Raw genomic sequence first — 18,762 nt, 5'->3', positions numbered from 1 at the left:
GTCAGGTCGCTATACGCAATGTCAGATTTATGCGCCCGCCTTTGGGCAGCAATCGCGACGAACCGAACCTGATCCGGTCTATGCCATGATAGGCAAGGCGCGCATCGCCCGTCATCACCACAACGTCGCCCGATTGTAACCAGACAGATCGGGTTTGCCCGCCCCGTTTCGTTTGGCCGACCCGAAAAAGGGCATCATCACCCAGCGATACGGATACAACCGGCCAGTTCAGATCTGCCTCGTCCTTGTCTTGATGCAACGACATACGCGCATTTTCTGAATAGAAGTTTATCAAACAACTGTCCGGCAGGCGATCAACTCCGGAAACCTGTCGCCAGATATCCAGCACCTGATCGGGAATCTCGGGCCAGACTGTGCCCGCCGGATGGGTTTGCGCATAACGGTATCCGCTTTGGTCAGAATACCATCCGACAGATCCCGCCGAAGTCATGCGAACGCTCATTTTTTGGCCCTGCGGTGTCTGCGGCGAAAACATCGGAGCTTGCGCAATGACCTGCCGCAAATCCTCGACCAGCGACGCTTGTGCCCCCGGTGACAACAGGTCTTTGTATATATCAAAGCCGTGAAAGCTCAGCTTTTTCATAGCCTGTTTTCCTGTCATTGACGAAACCAAGTTAAAAACCTTGAAGATTCACAAAAATGCTGTGGGTTCAGCGGTTGCAGGGGTCAAAGTCGCTCCTTATATACGGCTGGAAGCGCGGAAACGGCAATGTCGGGGCCGCACAACCAGATCGGGGTCAGGATGCCGAAACGGGTCCAGCCCTCGTGTCATCGCCTTGAAAAGAAAAGGGATCAAATATGGCTAAAGTAATTGGAATTGACCTTGGAACGACAAACAGCTGCGTTGCAATCATGGACGGCTCTCAGCCCCGTGTGATTGAAAACGCCGAAGGCGCGCGCACGACGCCGTCTATTGTCGCCTTTACAGATAATGAACGTCTCGTTGGACAACCTGCAAAACGGCAGGCTGTGACCAACCCCGACAACACGATTTTTGGCGTCAAGCGCCTGATCGGTCGTCGCAACGACGATCCGGATCTGGCCAAGGACAAGAAAAACCTGCCGTTCAACGTAATTGATGGTGGCAATGGCGACGCATGGGTCGAAGCCAAGGGCGACAAATATTCCCCCAGCCAGATCTCTGCGTTCATCCTCGGCAAGATGAAAGAAACGGCTGAAAGCTATTTGGGCGAAGAAGTCAGCCAGGCGGTTATTACCGTTCCCGCGTATTTCAATGACGCCCAGCGTCAGGCCACGAAAGATGCCGGCAAGATCGCCGGTCTGGAAGTGCTGCGGATCATCAACGAACCGACAGCCGCCGCGCTGGCATATGGTCTGGACAAGGAAAACACCCACACAATCGCGGTCTATGACCTTGGCGGCGGTACGTTCGACGTCACCATTCTGGAAATCGACGACGGCCTGTTCGAAGTGAAATCGACTAACGGGGATACGTTCCTTGGCGGTGAAGATTTTGACATGCGCATCGTCAACTATCTTGCCGACGAGTTCAAAAAAGAGAACGGCGTTGATCTGACCAAGGACAAAATGGCGTTGCAGCGTCTGAAGGAAGCTGCCGAAAAGGCCAAGATCGAACTGTCTTCGTCCTCGCAGACCGAAATCAACCAACCGTTCATCTCGATGGATCCAAAAGGCGGTCAGCCTTTGCACCTTGTCATGAAACTGACCCGTGCCAAGCTGGAATCGCTTGTATCCGATCTGATCAAATCGTCGATGAAACCCTGCCAGGCCGCTTTGAAAGATGCAGGTCTCAGCACGTCCGACATTGACGAGATCGTTCTTGTCGGCGGTATGACCCGCATGCCCAAGGTTGTTGAAGAAGTCACTAAATTCTTCGGAAAAGAGCCACATAAAGGCGTCAACCCGGATGAAGTTGTTGCACTGGGCGCAGCCATCCAGGCCGGTGTTTTGCAGGGCGACGTAAAAGACGTTGTGCTGCTCGATGTGACACCGCTGTCGCTTGGTATCGAAACTCTGGGCGGCGTATTCACCCGCCTGATCGACCGCAACACGACGATCCCGACGAAGAAGTCACAGATTTTCTCGACCGCCGAAGACAACCAGAATGCCGTGACCATCCGGGTGTTCCAGGGTGAACGGGAAATGGCAGCCGACAACAAGATCCTTGGTGCCTTCAATCTGGAAAACATCCCGCCGGCACCGCGCGGCATGCCCCAGATTGAAGTGACCTTTGATATCGACGCCAACGGTATTGTGGCTGTCGGGGCCTTGGATAAGGGCACCGGCAAAGAGCAAAAGATCACGATTCAGGCATCTGGCGGTTTGTCCGATGAAGATATCGAAAAAATGGTCAAGGACGCCGAAGAGAACGCGGAATCCGATAAGGAGCGCCGTGAACTGATCGAAGCGAAGAACCAGGCGGAAGGCCTGATCCATTCGACCGAAAAGTCGATGGAAGAGCATTCGGACAAGGTGGACCCAACCACGATCGAAGCGATCGAACTGGCCATTGTGGCGCTGAAGGACGAGATTGAAACCGACAATGTCGGCAAAATCAAATCCGGCATCCAGAACGTGACCGAAGCGGCCATGAAACTGGGTGAGGCAATCTACAAATCCAGTCAGGAAGCCGACAACGAGCCTTCGGCAGCCGACGAGGCGCATGACGACGATATTGTTGATGCCGAGTTCGAAGATCTGGATGACGACAAACGTGCCTAAGCACGGAATGGAGTGATGTGTGGGCCGGTTCATTTAGCGAACCGGCCCACATGCGTTCCGCAACAAGGGTAGTTTCCCATGGCAAAACGTGACTTTTACGATGTGCTGGGCGTCAGCAAAGGCGCTTCGGGCGACGAGATTAAAAAGGCTTATCGCTCCAAAGCCAAAGAGTTGCATCCTGACCGCAACGCCGACAACCCAAAGGCCGAAGCGCAATTCAAGGAAGCGAACGAAGCCTACGAAGTACTGAAAGACGCTGACAAGAAGGCCGCCTACGACCGATTTGGCCATGCCGCTTTCGAAGGCGGAATGGGTGGTGGCGGAAGACCCGGTGGCGGCTTTGGCGGCGGCCATGGCGATTTTTCCAGCGCGTTTTCCGACGTATTTGATGACCTGTTCGGTGATTTCATGGGCGGCCAGCGCGGCGGCGGCGGTCGCAACCGTGCCGCGCGCGGATCAGACCTGCGCTACAACCTGCGCGTTTCGCTAGAAGAGGCATATTCCGGCCTTCAGAAAACCATCAACGTCCCGACATCGGTCAGTTGTGGTTCGTGCGAAGGATCAGGTGCCGAAGGCGGCGCCGAGCCGACAGCCTGCCCAACCTGTTCGGGCATGGGGAAAGTACGTGCCCAACAGGGGTTTTTCACGGTTGAACGGACATGTCCGACATGTTCGGGCATGGGCCAGATCATCAAGAACCCCTGCAAATCCTGTAGCGGTGCAGGCCGCGTCGAAAAAGACCGTGCCTTGAACGTGAACATCCCGGCAGGTGTTGAAACCGGCACCCGCATCCGTTTGGCCGGCGAAGGCGAAGCGGGAATGCGCGGCGGACCGTCTGGTGATTTGTACATTTTCGTCGAGGTATCGCCCCACAAACTGTTCGAACGCGACGGCACGAACCTCTACTGCCGGGTGCCCGTATCCATGTCGACCGCCGCATTGGGCGGAAACATAGAAGTGCCGACCATAGATGGCGGACGGGGCCGGGTGCAGATACCGGCAGGCAGCCAGTCGGGCCGGCAGATGCGCTTGCGCGGCAAAGGCATGCCCGCGCTTCGCGGTGGCGGCACTGGCGATATGTTCATCGAACTGGCGGTTGAAACGCCTGTGAACCTGACCAGCCGTCAGAAAGAGCTGTTGAAAGAATTCGAAGATCTGTCCGAGAACAACAATCCCGAAAGCAGCAGCTTCTTTTCATCGGTAAAGTCTTTCTGGGACTCGATGAAAGGGTAGAACCGCTTGTCTGGTCTCTTTTTACGGGTCCGAAAATCGATCCTGCGCGGCAGCTGTTAATCATATTGTAACCAGCCTGCGACAGGCTGTCTGCATGGCATATAATTCAAGCTCTTTCGCTGATCAGCCCCTGCCGTTTCTGACGGACGAGGCATCGCCTGTGCCCGTTTCGGCGGGCAAGATGCCGTCTTACATCGCAAATCACCGCACACGCCTGCGCGCCCGATTCAGGCTGGGCGGCGCGCACGCATTGCCTGACTACGAAATGCTGGAACTGGTACTGTTTCGCGCGATACCCCGCCAGGATGTAAAACCGCTGGTGAATCTTTTGCTGACAGAGTTTGGCGATTTCAATCGCGTCATCACCGCCGCACCGGAACGTCTGATTCGCGTCAAGGGCGTGGGTGAGGCGGTGATCACCGAATTGAAAATTGTAGAAGCCGCAGCTCATCGTCTGGCCCGAAGCCGCGTGATGGACAGACAAGTGATTTCCAGTTGGGATGCCGTTCTGGATTATTGCCATACGACAATGGCGCACCGCGAAACCGAACAGTTTCGGGTTCTTTACCTTGATCGCAAGAACACGTTGATCGCGGATGAAGAGCAGGCGGAAGGCACTGTTGATCATGTTCCGGTTTACCCGCGCGAGATTGCCAAACGCGCGCTTGAATTAAACGCATCGGCTTTGATTCTTGTTCACAATCACCCATCCGGAGATCCAACGCCGTCCGAAGCAGACATTGCAATGACATCCCAGATCGCGACCGCAACCGATGTGCTGGGGATCAGGTTGCATGATCATCTGATCATCGGAAAATCAAAAGAGATCAGCTTTCGCGCACAGGGGCTGTTGTAATCGCGGCCTGCTGCTAACGTACCCAAACCTCGACCCTGCGATTCACCTGACGGCCCCAGTCGCTGTCGTCACAGGCCATTGGCAATGCTTCGCCGAACGCATCGACATCAAGTGTCACACGGTCCAGATTGGCGGTTTCCGCAGCCGCAACAACCGCTTGCCTTACCGCCTCGGCGCGCCGTCTGGCTATTGCCTGATTGGCAAGAGAAGGGCCATCACCGTCACTGAAACCCACAAACAACAGCCTGCGCGTATCGTATTGGCCTGCCTCCAGGGCAGTTGCCAGTTGTTGCACGTTCGATCGTGATTGCGCATCCAGACGCACAGACCCTGCTTCGAACCGGAACGATGTCGTCAGCCGCTTCATAGGCGCCAGAACCGAAACCATCTGGCGCAACCGCTCTCCGGAATTATCATCGCCCATGATCAGGATCGCATTTGCCAACCTGTCGCCCTGCGCGTTCAACCCGATTTCTTCGGGCGACTGATCCACAAAGCCGATGCGACGGATAACAGTCTGTGCCGTAGGACCACGCGTAAACGCGAGAAATTCGCGCGCCAGTTTCGGCAACCGCCGCGCTGGTTGATACAGAAACATCGGCGCTGTCAGTGGATAGTCTTCGGTTTTTATCGAACGCCTGTTGGCGCTAAGAGAAAACCCGCAACGGCCCGTCAGCGTCAAAACCTGACTGTTGCCGGCTTCTGCATAACTGGCAATGCCCAGCGCAAAAGGATCCGTCAGCACAGCTTCGGGAACAGACCGGCTTAGGGCGTGGCGCTTGATACCTTCGCCAAGGGTCAGTTTCGCGGGCTTCATCAACCGGTCTTCGACAGCCTGATGCAAGCCCGAACCCGCCGCGGGCAGATGCAGCGATATCTGCGCATCCGGGCCGCCAAGCTCTGACCAGTTGGTGAGGCGGCCAGCAAAGACCGCCGCCAATTCTGTAGTAGAAATCGACCGAACAGGATTACCCGGCCAGACCACCGGAACCATGGCATCCAGCGCCAGAACCCGGCTGCGGTTGGCGCGTGTCATATCCCCCATCCCGGCCTCGCGCGCGCGCTGTTGTTCGTTCGGGCGAATTTCGCGCTGTGCCATGACAATATCGGCTTCGTTTGCCAGAAGATCGGCAAAGCCTTCATCTGTATTGCTGACGCGAAAGGCAAAGCGGCCCGCCGGTTTTCCGGTTTGCCGGTCGGTGATCAGATAAACGAAATGCGAATCATCTATCGTTTCTCGCGTCGTTTTGTATCCGCTGCGCTGGGCAAATGCCTCCAGCAACGCCGGCACCAGCACTTCACCCATCGCCGAGGATCCTGAAATCGCAAGCTCTGCGACGTAATCTTCAAGATTGGGGCATCCGGGCCCGTCACACAACACGCCCGATCCGTCGACGGTCAATTCGCCATAGACCGTTTCCAGACGATAAAATTCTCCGTCAAAACCCAACAGGTTTCCGCTGATTTCTACCGCACCATCACGCGATGTTAACGTGACGTCTTGCGCCCACGCAGTTGTACAGTTCCAGAACAGAAGAAACGCGGCGAACACCGCCGCGCACCTGAATGACATTCGAATGTCCTAACGTCGCAAATCAGTTCCGAGCGACTTTCAGGTCTTCGAGCAGATTATTCAACACCAGAAAATCACCGACAGCGTCACATCCCGGCACAGACAGGGACAGGTTCTGGCTTTTGAGTTGCCCGGCATCGCGCATTTCAAGCGACTGCGCTTGAATATCACGACCACAATTGATCTTGGTCACAGCCGATTCAACGCTTAGGGACACAACGCCGTTTTCCCGCGCTGTGCCGGTTGGAAACGTATAGATTTGCGCCAGTAATGGCTCTGGTGCGCTGCGATCACCCAGAACCGTCAGAAATCCGCCCTCGCCCTTTGCTGCAACACTCAGGTCGCGGGCGGCGTCCTGCCAGACATGCCCTGTTGATCCGTATTCGGCGCCATATTCACGCGCATGCAATTCAAAGCCCAGATCGCCTTTCCACTGGACAACCACACGGTCGTAAAATTCTAGCCCGTCAACATCAACCTGAACCGATGTGCCGTCGCCTTCTGAAAAGGCCAGCATGAAAAATGCGCGTGGATTGAGCGCCGGAACCGTGACGTTCAAAGATCCGTCTACCGCAGTGGTTTCCGTAAACATCATGCCGCTGTGGTGAATCGTGACGCGTTCGTTGCCCAGACAGGGCGCACGCAGCGATATATCGACCATCGCGGCCGCCAGAACCTGTGCGGAAGCGGTGATTTCGCAATCAACCGGAGGAGCCTCAAGCGAAAGTGCCTGCCCCAGACCGAGAATGCCTTCCGGCAAAGCAGAGGTCAGTGCAATGGATTGAATATCAAGCCGCGAATCGTCAAGCGTTGGAAGTTTGACTCCCAGTTCGGCCTGAATAGGTTTGACTTCGATTTCCGGGATCTCTGACGATCCGCCATACCTTTGTTGAGCCGTTTCAGAGCTTTGCATGACAAAACCGATACCAACCGCACAGGCGAGCGTCCCTCCCGCCAAGGCTATCTGATTCAAATAGGACATAATCCGTCTCCATCCCCACCATGGGCAAAGATCAGAGTGGCACCAAAAAAGGGCCGAGTTATGACGGACTATAGGTGTGAATCAGGCAAGAACATGGCAAATCGCCAACGTGTTACCGAACAGTTACGCCAGTCTGCCGTGGCAATGCTTGAATTTCTTGCCGGATCCGCACGGGCATTTGTCGTTACGCCCCGGATTGCCCCAGGTTGACGGATCATCTTCGACAAAGCCGTCAGCCGCAGCTTGCGGATCGGGTGCCGGCGACGGAGCGCCACCAGTCTCGGCCAATTTTGCCTGAGCCTGCTGCGCCGCGATCATTTCCATCAAAGCCTGTTGCTCTTCGGGTGTGCGCGGTCGGGCAGTTGCCAGAATACGCGTGATGTCTTCGCGCAGGGAATCAAGCATTCCCTCGAACAACTGGAACGATTCATTCTTGTATTCGTTCAGTGGATCACGCTGCGCATAGCCCCGAAACCCGACAACCGAGCGCAAATGCTCTAACGTCAGCAGGTGTTCGCGCCATTTCGCATCGATCGTCTGAAGCAGCACCTGCTTTTCAATCATGCGCATGTTTTCTGCGCCAAAGGACACTGCCTTTTTCGCCATGAAGTCATCGCTGGCCTTGACCAGACGTTCACAAATCTCGTTGTCGTCCACGCCTTCTTCGTTTGCCCAATCAACAACGGGCAAATCCATACCCAGCTTCTCAACGACCTGCGCATGCAACCCTTCGGTGTCCCACTGGTCTGCATAGGTTTTGGGGGGCATGAATTCGTGGATAAGATCTTCGATCACTTCGTGGCGCATGTCGCGGGTGATTTCCGAAAGATCTTCGGCTTCCATGATTTCGCGACGCTGCGAAAACACGACCTTGCGCTGATCGTTCATCACATCGTCGAATTTCAGAACCTGTTTGCGGTTGTCAAAGTTCCGGCCTTCAACCTTGGCCTGCGCCCGTTCCAAAGATTTGTTGACCCACGGGTGAACGATGGCCTCGCCTTCCTTCATCCCCATGGACAACAGAACCTTGTCCAGTTTCTCACCGCCGAAAATGCGCATCAAATCGTCTTCAAGGCTCAGGTAGAATGCTGTTTTGCCCGGATCACCCTGGCGGCCTGAACGTCCGCGCAACTGGTTGTCGATCCGGCGGCTTTCGTGCCGTTCGGACGCCAGAACAAACAGACCACCGGCTTGTTTGACCTTTTCTTTCTCTTCCGCGTGTTCGCCTTCAATTTTTGCCCGAAGCGCTTCGGGGTCGGCATCCGGATCGGCATTCAGTGCGTCCAGCACCTGCATCTCGACGTTACCACCCAACTGGATATCGGTACCGCGACCGGCCATGTTGGTTGCAATTGTCACCGCACCGAATTTGCCCGCATCCGCGACAATCTTGGCTTCCTGTTCGTGTTGCCGGGCATTCAGTACGTTGTGTGGAATACCTTCGGCTTTCAGCATTTCGCTGATCATTTCCGATTTTTCGATCGACGTGGTTCCAACCAGCAAGGGCTGCCCCTTGGCATGCGCTTCCTTGATGGAAACCACCATCGCTTCGTATTTTTCCTTTGCGGTCCGGTACACCGCGTCATCTTCATCAATCCGCGCGATTGGCCGGTTTGTCGGAACCTCGACAACACCAAGCTTGTAAATTTCCTGAAATTCTTCTGCTTCGGTGGCGGCCGTGCCCGTCATACCCGAAAGCTTTTCATAAAGCCGGAAATAGTTCTGGAACGTTACCGATGCCAGCGTCACGTTTTCCGCCGCAATCGGACAACCTTCTTTGGCTTCGATGGCCTGATGCAGTCCGTCCGACAAGCGGCGTCCTGCCATCATGCGTCCGGTGAATTCATCAATCAGGACAACATCATTATCGCGCACGATATAATCTTTGTCCTTCTGGAAAAGCTTGTGCGCGCGCAGACCCTGATTGATATGGTGCACAATCGTCGTGCTTTCCGGATCATAAAGGCTTTGCCCTTCTTCCAGCAAACCACGCTCTGTCAGCAGCTGTTCCAGAAATTCGTTCCCGTCATCTGTGAATGTCACATTACGGGTCTTTTCGTCCAGTTCGTAATGATCGGGCGTCAGCGAAGGGATAAGGGCATCAATGGTCTGATACAGATCTGACCGGTCCTGAGACGGGCCGGAAATGATCAGCGGCGTGCGCGCCTCGTCGATCAGGATACTGTCAACCTCGTCCACGATCGCGTAATAATGATCGCGCTGGAACATCTCTTTCAGGTCCGACTTCATGTTGTCGCGCAGATAGTCAAAGCCAAGTTCGTTATTGGTGGCGTAGGTCACATCGCAACCATAGGCCGCGCCTTTTTCCGAACCGGGTTGCCCCGGATAGACTGCACCGGTGGTCAGACCCAGAGCGCTGAAAACCTTGCTCATCCATTCCGCGTCGCGCTTGACCAGATAGTCGTTGACCGTGACGATATGAACGCCCCGCTCCAGCAGCGCATTCAGATAGGCAGGAAATGTCGCCACAAGGGTCTTGCCCTCGCCTGTCTTCATTTCGGAAATATTGCCCTGATGCAGGAAAATCCCACCCATCAACTGCACATCATAGGCGCGCAGGCCCAGGGCGCGGCGGGCCGCTTCGCGGCAGTTTGCAAACGCCTCGGGCAGCAAGTCGTCAAGACTTTCACCCTCACTCAGCCGTTTCTTGAAATCTTGCGTCTTTTCGATCAGCGCTTCATCCAAAAGTTTTTCAAACTCCGGCTCCAGCGCATTGATCTTGTCTATCAGCGGGCGCGTTGCCTTGATCTTACGGTCATTTGGCGTTCCAAACACCTTTTTTGTGATGGTTCCAAAACCCAGCATGCTCTCTCCAGCCGATCTGACGTGTTCTTGTGCGGCATTCACTTGCCCGCCCCGCGCACAGCCCATAGATACTGGGGTGATAGACGGCTCCGCATAGCCATGAGGCGATGTAAGGTTCCCGTCAAACAGTGTCAACGTCACCCGGCCAGTTCGGGCGTCCGAGACGCTAACATAGGATGGATTATGCTAAATAAGTTACGTAAAATGCCCGCTGTTGCCCTTATGTCGATGATGGCGCTGCCCGTCGCCGCCCAGGACACACCAACAGCCGATACTGTTGTCGCCACTGTGAATGGAACAGAAATCAAGCTGGGGCACATGATTGTTGCCCGCGCCACGCTGCCGGAACAATATCAGCAACTGCCCGACGAAGTGTTGTTTACCGGAATTCTGGATCAGTTGATCCAGCAAACCGCGCTTGAACAAAGCCTGACAACCGAACCGCCCAAACGTGTGACGCTGTCGCTGGAAAATGAACGCCGTTCGCTGCTAGCCGCAGAAGCAATCGAAGGCGTTCTGGCGGACGCATTGACAGACGAGGCGATTCAGGGCATGTACGATGCGCAGTTTGCCAATGCCGATGGTGGCGACGAATATAACGCATCGCACATTCTGGTCGAAACCGAGGAAGAAGCGGCAGCCGTCAAAGCCGCGCTGGACGGTGGCGCAGATTTTGCCGACACCGCGCGCGAAAAATCAACCGGACCGTCAGGCCCCGGCGGCGGCGAACTGGGATGGTTTGGCCCCGGCATGATGGTTCCCGAATTCGAAGCGGCAGTTGTCGCGCTGGAGCCCGGCACGATATCAGAGCCTGTTCAGACACAATTTGGCTGGCATATCGTCAAACTGAACGAAACCCGCAAGAAACCGGCCCCTACGCTGGACGAGGCGCGCGACCAGATTGTAGAGCAAATTCAGCAGCAAGCCGTGAACGAGCGGGTTGCCGAACTGACTGCGGCGGCAGAGGTTGATCGCGAGGCAGGTGCCGCTGTTGATCCTGCGATAATCAAAAGTCTGGACCTGCTGGAGAACTGATAACATGGCCGGTACGCCACCCCTTTCGCCTTTGGCGCCCAAAACCTTTCCGAAATTGCCGGTGATTGATGGCGTATCGTTTGCAACCGCTGCCGCCGGGATAAAATACGCCGGCCGCACCGATGTGATGTTGGCTGTCACGACACCCGGAACGGCAGTGGCGGGCGTGTTTACACGCTCGTCCACGCGGTCTGCACCGGTTCTGGACTGTCAGGCAAAGATCGGAACAGACTCATCTGATGGCGCCGCGTTTCTGGTGAATTCCGGAAACGCCAACGCCTTTACCGGACGTCACGGAACGGATTCGGTCAGCACAATTTGCAATGCCGTTGCCAAAGCTTCGGCAATTCCTGCGGAACGCGTCTTTACGGCATCGACAGGCGTGATCGGAGAGCCTTTGCCGCATGACAGGATCGTTGGTGTTCTTGACGAACTTGCCAGCCATCTGCGCCCTGACGGAATGCAGGATGCCGCGCGCGCAATCATGACGACTGACACATTTCCCAAAGGCGCGGCGGCAAGCTGTGACATTGGCGGCAACACCGTTTCCATTGCGGGCATCGCAAAAGGGTCCGGAATGATCGCACCCGATATGGCGACGATGCTGGTTTACATCTTTACCGATGCGAAAATCCAGCAACCCGAGCTTCAGGCCATCGTATCGGAATTGAACAATGCAACTTTCAATTGCATCACCGTCGACAGCGATACATCCACTTCGGACAGCGTTCTGGTCGCAGCGACGGGGGCATCCGGAATAGATGTTACCGGCCAACAGGTGTTTCGTGACGCCCTGCGCGAGGTCATGCTTGATCTGGCGCATCAAGTCGTGCGCGATGGAGAAGGGGCCACCAAATTCGTCGAGATCAGCGTCACCAACGCGACAAGTGACACCGATGCCAGGATACATGCTCTGTCCATCGCAAATTCGCCGCTGGTCAAGACCGCCATTGCGGGGGAAGACGCCAATTGGGGCCGTGTCGTTATGGCGATTGGGAAATCCGGCGCGCCCGCCGACCGTGATAAACTTTCGATCCGCTTCGGGGAACACATCGTCGCTGAAAACGGATGGGTCAGCCCGAACTACAACGAACAGGCAGCGTCAGAGTATATGAAAGGCCAGTCTCTTTCGATTTCCGTGGATTTCGGCATCGGATCAGGGGCCGCCACTGTGTGGACCTGCGATCTGACCCATGGCTACATCACGATCAACGGCGATTACAGATCGTGACGGAGACGGTCACTTGAAAACGGTTCTTGTCTCTGCCGTCGCGCTTATCGATGTGGACGGGCGTGTGTTGATCACCCAGCGCCCACCCGGCAAATCAATGGCCGGATTGTGGGAGTTTCCGGGCGGCAAGATTGAACCCGGAGAAACACCCGAGGTCGCCCTGATCCGCGAACTTCAGGAAGAACTGGGTATTGATACATGGGCCTCGTGTCTTGCGCCGTTGACCTTTGCCAGCCACGCTTACGATGATTTCCACCTTCTGATGCCACTTTTTGCCTGCCGCAAATGGGATGGAGTGCCGACTTCGCGGGAAGGACAGGCGCTGAAATGGGTGCGCGCCAATGCGCTGCGCGACTATCCGATGCCCCCCGCCGATATCCCGCTCATCTCGATTTTGCGGGATTGGTTGTAATTGCATTGGGTCTTCGGGGCTGATCAATCAACCCATAGGCGAAAACTCGCCCAAATGCTGCTTTTGGGCCGGTTACTGCGCAATGTTGCTGCCCTGGTTAAGAATTGACAGATGATTATTTCCAAAGGGTCCGCTACAAAAAGCCTATCAAATTTTTTGGGGAGATTTGATTTGCTAAGGACAATCATCATCGGCACATGCGTGTCGATCCAGGGCATATACGTCCGGACGTTTCCAGATGGCAGAATTGCGGTAAGGGACGGGCAGACGATATATTCCGGAATGCCGGTTGCCTGACCGGAAGGAATGAAACCAAAGACCAGAAGACGTAAGGGACAGCCAATGCTGTCCCTTTTATTTTATCAATCCAGTGTGCGGTTCACTTCTTCGCGCTCGAAAATCTCGATCACGTCACCGGGACGAACATCTTCGTAATTTTCAAACGCCATGCCGCATTCCTGGCCGGACTGCACTTCCGCGACTTCGTCTTTAAAGCGCTTCAGCGTTTTCAATGTGCCCTCGTGGATGACAACGTTGTCGCGCAGCAGACGAACACCCGCAGACCGGCGTGCAACGCCTTCGGTCACAAGACACCCGGCAACCTTGCCGACATTGGACACTTTGAACACGTCCTTGATTTCGGCATACCCGATGAATTTTTCCTTGATCTCGTTGCTCAGCAGGCCGGAAGCGGCTGCTTTTACATCGTCGACCAGATCATAGATCACCGAATAGTACCGGATTTCGACACCTTTCTGGTTCGCGGTATTACGGGCTGATGCGTTTGCACGCACGTTAAAGCCCATAATCGGGGCATTGGATGCCTCGGCCAGCCCGACATCGGTTTCGGTAATCGCGCCCACTCCGGAATGGAGCACACGAACACGCACCTCTTCGTTGCCGATTTTTTCCATCGCCTGCACGATTGCTTCGGCTGAACCCTGAACGTCCGCCTTGACCAGAATTGGCATTTCATTGACGGATTCATCCGCCTTGGCATTTGCCATCAACTGTTCCAGCGTCGTCGCCGCGCCGGCTGCTGCGCGTTTGTCTTTGGCAGCGCTTGCACGATATTCCGCGATTTCACGGGCCTGAGCTTCGGTGGCAACAACGTTCAGAACGTCGCCCGCTTCGGGTGTTCCGTTCAGGCCCAACACTTCCACCGGAACCGATGGTCCGGCTTCGTTCACGCGTTCGCCCTTGTCATCGACCAGTGCGCGCACTTTGCCCCACTGTTCGCCTACAACAAAGATATCGCCCTTTTTCAGCGTACCTGTCTGAACCAGAACCGTTGCCACAGGGCCGCGACCCACATCCAGTTGCGCTTCGATCACCGCACCCTCGGCGGCGCGGTCCGGATTGGCCTTGAGTTCCAGAACTTCAGCCTGCAACGAAATCGCCTCGAGCAATTCGTCAAGACCGGTTCCCTTGATGGCCGAAACCTCGACATCCTGAACGTCACCAGACATCTTTTCCACGACCACTTCGTGCTGCAACAGGTCTGTACGCACCTTGTCAGGATTTGCTTCGGGGCGGTCGATCTTGTTGATCGCAACGATCATCGGAACACCCGCCGCTTTCGCGTGCGCAATTGCTTCGACAGTCTGCGGCATCACGGCATCATCTGCCGCAACAACCAGAACAACAATGTCCGTCACCTGTGCCCCGCGCGACCGCATGGATGTAAACGCGGCGTGGCCGGGTGTATCCAGAAAGGTCATTTCAGACCCGTCAGCCGTTTTTACACGATAGGCACCGATATGCTGCGTGATCCCGCCCGCTTCGCCAGAAACAACTTTGGCCTTGCGGATGGCATCCAGCAACGATGTCTTGCCGTGGTCAACGTGACCCATGACAGTGATAACCGGAGGCCGCGGCAACAGGTCTTCTTCCTTATCCTGAACCTGGGCAATCACATCTTCCACGTCAGCATCGGACACCCGGACAACCTTGTGGCCGAATTCCTCGATGATCAGTTCGGCTGTATCTGCGTCGATGGTTTCGTTTTGCGTCACCATCATCCCGTTGTTCATCAGGGATTTGATTACCGCACCAACGCGTTCCGCCATACGGTTCGCCAGTTCGGACACGACGATCGCTTCGGGCAATTGTACTTCGCGCACGATCTTTTCGCGCTCGACACTGCCGCCCATCGCCTTTTGACGCGCGCGTTCCTGTTTGCGCTTCATCGCCGCCATGGAACGTTGACGCCCGCCTTCACCACCGGCAAGGGCCTGGTTCAGGGTCAGTTTTCCAGAACGGCGTCCGTCATCAAAGCCTTGTTTGTTCCGTGTCGGGCGCTGATCCTGCTCACGGTCCGTCTTGCGTGATGGCGCGGGTGCGCCTCCTGCACTCTTGCTCGGGCCGCGTGGTGTCGGCGCTTCTGCACTTGGCGCGATCTCGGCGGCCGCGGCTGCGGCGGCGCGCTTGGCCGCGGCTTCCGCATCAAGCTGTTCCTGCTTGGCTTTGGCAGCAGCACGTTCTTCGCGTTCGCGTTCTTCTTTTTCCTTGGCTTCCGCCTCGGCGCGGCGGCGGTCACGCTCTTCTTCGCGCGCCTTTTCTTCAGCCTCGCGCTGAAGCGCGTCTTCTGTCTCGCGTGCTTTGGCAGCCTGAACCGCCTTCAGACGCCGTTCCATTTCCGCATCGGTGATGCCGGCAGGACGACGCGACGGATCACCCGTGACCGGACCGGTGGCCGGCGTGGCAGGTTTTGCCGCGCCCGGTTTAGGCACGACAACCCGCTTACGTTTTGTTTCCACAACGACGTTCTTGGTCCGCCCATGGCTAAAGCTCTGCTTTACATTCCCGGGGCGGGATCCACCGGGGCGCAGCCCCAACGTCTTTTTGCCATCACTATCGCTCATAAAGCTGTCTTATCCTTTCAGGCGGGCATCGCCGCCGTCATTTCTTCGCAGGCCCTTAAGCCTTTGCGCTTCCTCTACTACACGCGACGTGAGTCCACCAGAGGCGAGCGCTGCATGTATCACAGTTTGGCGTCCGAATGCCAAACCCAATTCACCGGCTGCCAGCCAGCCGATATATGTCCCAAAGTGCGGCGTGCTCAGTTTCGATTTTCCGCGCCCCGATCCGTCTATTGCCTGGATCAGAACCTGCGCTTCTTCCTTGATCAGCCAGTCCTTGACCTTTTCATATCCGGCCACCGCGTGGCCTGATTTGCGTGACAAGCTTAACAAATCGACAACGCGTCGTACCAAAAGCGCTTCAACAAGGTCTGCAAACCCTTCAGGCACCTGCACCGCCTGCCTTGCCGCCTTGGCGAACAGCTTTTTATCAACTGCTTTTTGCAAAGCCAACCGATCTGCCGCAACCCAGATACCGCGACCGGGCAGTTTGCCGGCAATGTCCGGCACGATCTGATCGTCAGGCCCCACCACAAAGCGGATCAGGCCGAACTTCGGCTGCACCTCGCCCGTGGCAATGCACTTGCGTTCAGGACCTTCAGATCGGTCTTTCGAGGCGCCACCGCGTCCCATGTGCGTGCCACGAGGCCTGAAATCAGGCCTCGCTCTCCTCGGCAAACACGTTTGCGTCCGGATCAGATTCGCCGTCTTCCTCGCCTGCCTTTTCAAGTTCTGCCGGGTCAACCCACCCAAGCATGACCCGTGCGGTCATGACCAGATGCTGCGCCTCTTCAAGGGACATATCGAATGCTTCCAGCAAGCCATCGTCTTTTACGCGCTCACCATCTACCGTGGTCCAGCCGCCGGCCAGTTCCCAATCCGCACAGGTGGCGAAATCTTCCAGCGTTTTAACGCCATCATTCGCCAACGCCTCAATCATCTGGGGTGTCAGACCCTCAAATTCAACCAGGCTGTCTTCGACGCCCAGCGCACGGGCATTTTCCAGTGCGGCCTTGTTTTGCGCCTCAAGAACGTCGCGGGCACGCGCCTGCAGCTCATTGGCTGTGTCTTCGTCGACACCGTCAATCACCAGCAGTTCGTCAACTTCGACATAGGCCACTTCTTCCAGATTGGTGAAACCTTCCGACACCAGCAACTGGGCAAAGAATTCGTCCAGATCCAGATTGTCCATGAACAGTTTGGTCCGCAGTTCAAACTCGGCCTGACGGCGCGCGCTTTCCTGTTCCTCGGTCATGATGTCGATATCCAGACCCGTCAGCTGGCTGGCAAGACGCACGTTCTGGCCTCGGCGGCCAATGGCAAGGCTCAGCTGTTCTTCGGGTACGACCACTTCGATCTTTCCGGCTTCTTCATCCAGAACAACCTTGGACACTTCGGCGGGCTGCAAGGCATTCACAAGGAAAGTCGGCTGGTCTTCGTTCCACGGAATGATATCGATCTTTTCGCCCTGCAATTCGTTTACAACGGCCTGAACGCGGCTGCCGCGCATACCGACGCAGGCACCAACCGGGTCAATCGAGTTGTCATACGAGATCACCGCGATCTTGGCGCGCGAACCCGGATCACGGGCAACCGCCTTGATCTCGATGATGCCGTCATAGATTTCCGGCACTTCCATCTTGAACAGTTCCGCCATGAATTCGGGGGCAGTGCGGCTCAGGAAAATCTGCGGCCCGCGCTGCTCGCGGCGCACATCCTTGATATAGACGCGGATACGGTCGTTCGGGCGATACGATTCGCGCCCGATTTTTTCATTACGGCGCAGAATCGCTTCGCCCGCACCAACATCCACGATGACGTTGCCATATTCTTCGCGCTTGACCAGACCATTGATGATGGTGCCCGCGCGATCCTTGAATTCCTCGTACTGGCGATCACGTTCGGCTTCGCGCACTTTCTGCAGGATAACCTGCTTTGCCGATTGCGCCGCGATCCGTCCCATTTCAACGGGGGGAACTTCCTCGACGAAAGTATCGCCCACTTTGGGATCGTCCATATACTGCTTGGCCTGCTCGACAGTGAATTCGGCCTGATAGTTTTCCAGCTCTTCGTCTTCAACAACGGTGCGCACGCGGGTGAATGTGGCTTTGCCGGTCTTGCGGTCGATATGAACACGAATGTCCATTTCCGCGCCATAGCGGGACTTGGCGGCGCGGGCCAGGGATTCTTCCATCGCTTCGACGACCAGACCGGGATCGATCATCTTTTCGCGGGCCACGGCCTCGGCGGTTTGCAACAGCTCAAGCTGGTTTGCGGATGTAATGGCCATCAGTTGTTCTCCACAGATTGTTCGGTCGTGTCGTCCGTATCGGACGTTTCATTGACCACTTCATCAAAATCATCTTCGTTCAAAGCGCCCGACGCTTTGCGCTGGCGCAGCATTTCCTTGATCAGGTCATCCGTCAGCACCAGCTTGGCATCTACCAGCCAGTCAAATTGCAGGCCGATCGTGCCTTCTTCAATGTTGATCAAAACCTCTTCGCCCTCGACACCTGCCAGCGTCCCTTTGAAGCGGCGGCGGCCGTCAATCAGATCGGCGGTTTCGATCTTGGCCTCGTAGCCTTCGAACATCTCGAAATCCTTGAGGCGGGTCAGGGGCCGGTCGATACCCGGGCTAGAGACTTCCAAAGTATAGGCATCCAGTATCGGATCCTCGACATCCAGAACCGCGCTGACCTCCTGACTGATCTTGGCGCAATCATCGACTTCGATCCCGCCTTGCGGCCGGTCTGCCATGATCTGCAATGTGCTTTCCTTGCCCGACATCAGCCGGACGCGCACCAGTTCATACCCCATGTCTTCGATCACGGGGGTGATGATCTCGGCCATCCGGCGGTCCATCGCAGCTTTGGCAATCAAATCGTTTGTCATTTTTCCAAGCACAAAAAAACGGGCGCGCGGCCCGTTACATCGTTTCGGTGGGCACCGGGTTTGGACCCCAGCGCGCCGCTGTTGATAGGGATATACGGATGTCAGCGCGGTTCTGCAAGGGGCAACAAAACCATTGG

14 protein-coding genes are annotated in these 18,762 nt (G+C 56.1%); 6 read left to right on the top strand and 8 right to left on the bottom strand.

Features of this window, described 5'->3' with window-relative positions; genetic code table 11:
• Nucleotide 1: 1 nt before the first annotated feature.
• Nucleotides 2-604, bottom strand: a complete 603-nt coding sequence (locus OLX72_RS06950; protein ID WP_114871865.1) for an alpha-ketoglutarate-dependent dioxygenase AlkB family protein — start codon at nucleotides 602-604, stop codon at nucleotides 2-4.
• A 215-nt stretch (nucleotides 605-819) separates the two neighbouring features.
• Between OLX72_RS06950 and dnaK the strand changes: the two genes are divergently transcribed.
• The 3 genes from dnaK to radC all read left to right on the top strand — a co-directional run bounded on the left by dnaK (nucleotide 820) and on the right by radC (nucleotide 4,813).
• Nucleotides 820-2,724: a molecular chaperone DnaK gene (dnaK, locus tag OLX72_RS06945; protein ID WP_114871866.1), complete on the top strand. Its 1,905-nt coding sequence runs from the start codon at nucleotides 820-822 to the stop codon at nucleotides 2,722-2,724.
• 78 nt (nucleotides 2,725-2,802) lie between these two features.
• Nucleotides 2,803-3,957 (top strand): molecular chaperone DnaJ, encoded by a 1,155-nt coding sequence (gene dnaJ / locus OLX72_RS06940; RefSeq protein ID WP_114871867.1) that lies wholly within the window; start codon nucleotides 2,803-2,805, stop codon nucleotides 3,955-3,957.
• A 94-nt stretch (nucleotides 3,958-4,051) separates the two neighbouring features.
• Nucleotides 4,052-4,813, top strand: a complete 762-nt coding sequence (radC, locus tag OLX72_RS06935) for a RadC family protein (protein WP_433990112.1) — start codon at nucleotides 4,052-4,054, stop codon at nucleotides 4,811-4,813.
• Between the two features lie 13 nt (nucleotides 4,814-4,826).
• Here the strand turns inward: radC and OLX72_RS06930 are convergent, their stop codons facing one another.
• The 3 genes from OLX72_RS06930 to secA all read right to left on the bottom strand — a co-directional run bounded on the left by OLX72_RS06930 (nucleotide 4,827) and on the right by secA (nucleotide 10,194).
• Nucleotides 4,827-6,386, bottom strand: coding sequence for a substrate-binding domain-containing protein (locus OLX72_RS06930; protein ID WP_114871869.1), 1,560 nt, complete (start codon nucleotides 6,384-6,386; stop codon nucleotides 4,827-4,829).
• Nucleotides 6,387-6,408: 22 nt separating this feature from the next.
• Complete coding sequence (locus tag OLX72_RS06925) at nucleotides 6,409-7,368, bottom strand: hypothetical protein (protein WP_433990111.1); 960 nt, start codon at nucleotides 7,366-7,368, stop codon at nucleotides 6,409-6,411.
• A gap of 123 nt (nucleotides 7,369-7,491) precedes the next feature.
• Nucleotides 7,492-10,194 (bottom strand): preprotein translocase subunit SecA, encoded by a 2,703-nt coding sequence (gene secA / locus OLX72_RS06920; protein ID WP_433990110.1) that lies wholly within the window; start codon nucleotides 10,192-10,194, stop codon nucleotides 7,492-7,494.
• 183 nt (nucleotides 10,195-10,377) lie between these two features.
• On the opposite strand from secA, the gene OLX72_RS06915 reads away from it, so the two are divergent.
• From OLX72_RS06915 to mutT, 3 genes are read left to right on the top strand one after another with little or no spacing between them, the layout of a single operon-like run.
• Entirely contained in the window at nucleotides 10,378-11,229 is an 852-nt protein-coding gene (locus tag OLX72_RS06915) for a peptidylprolyl isomerase (protein WP_433990109.1), read from the top strand.
• A gap of 4 nt (nucleotides 11,230-11,233) precedes the next feature.
• On the top strand, nucleotides 11,234-12,460 hold the full coding sequence (gene argJ / locus OLX72_RS06910; protein ID WP_114871873.1) for a bifunctional glutamate N-acetyltransferase/amino-acid acetyltransferase ArgJ: 1,227 nt from the start codon (nucleotides 11,234-11,236) through the stop codon (nucleotides 12,458-12,460).
• Between the two features lie 13 nt (nucleotides 12,461-12,473).
• Nucleotides 12,474-12,872 (top strand): 8-oxo-dGTP diphosphatase MutT, encoded by a 399-nt coding sequence (mutT, locus tag OLX72_RS06905; protein ID WP_114871874.1) that lies wholly within the window; start codon nucleotides 12,474-12,476, stop codon nucleotides 12,870-12,872.
• A gap of 362 nt (nucleotides 12,873-13,234) precedes the next feature.
• Here mutT and infB read toward each other — a convergent pair whose 3' ends face one another.
• Genes infB through rimP form a run of 4 tightly spaced genes read right to left on the bottom strand, consistent with a single transcriptional unit; the run spans nucleotide 13,235 to nucleotide 18,625 of the window.
• Nucleotides 13,235-15,736 carry a translation initiation factor IF-2 gene (infB, locus tag OLX72_RS06900; protein WP_114871876.1) on the bottom strand — a complete coding sequence of 834 codons (2,502 nt, stop codon included), beginning with the start codon at nucleotides 15,734-15,736 and terminating at the stop codon, nucleotides 13,235-13,237.
• A 9-nt stretch (nucleotides 15,737-15,745) separates the two neighbouring features.
• Nucleotides 15,746-16,366 carry an RNA-binding protein gene (locus tag OLX72_RS06895; RefSeq protein WP_433990108.1) on the bottom strand — a complete coding sequence of 207 codons (621 nt, stop codon included), beginning with the start codon at nucleotides 16,364-16,366 and terminating at the stop codon, nucleotides 15,746-15,748.
• A gap of 22 nt (nucleotides 16,367-16,388) precedes the next feature.
• Nucleotides 16,389-18,023, bottom strand: a complete 1,635-nt coding sequence (gene nusA, locus OLX72_RS06890; RefSeq protein ID WP_114871878.1) for a transcription termination factor NusA — start codon at nucleotides 18,021-18,023, stop codon at nucleotides 16,389-16,391.
• The gene (gene rimP / locus OLX72_RS06885; protein WP_114871879.1) at nucleotides 18,023-18,625 is read right to left on the bottom strand and encodes a ribosome maturation factor RimP; all 603 of its coding nucleotides are present in this window, start codon (nucleotides 18,623-18,625) and stop codon (nucleotides 18,023-18,025) included. Before rimP ends, nusA begins: the two co-directional genes overlap by 1 nt.
• Nucleotides 18,626-18,762 lie beyond the last annotated feature (137 nt).

Source organism: Sulfitobacter sp. TBRI5 (genome assembly GCF_051013555.1).
Taxonomy (GTDB): domain Bacteria; phylum Pseudomonadota; class Alphaproteobacteria; order Rhodobacterales; family Rhodobacteraceae; genus JL08.
The sequence above is the reverse complement of the archived record's forward strand: the minus strand, read 5'-3'. Positions and strand labels throughout refer to the sequence as shown.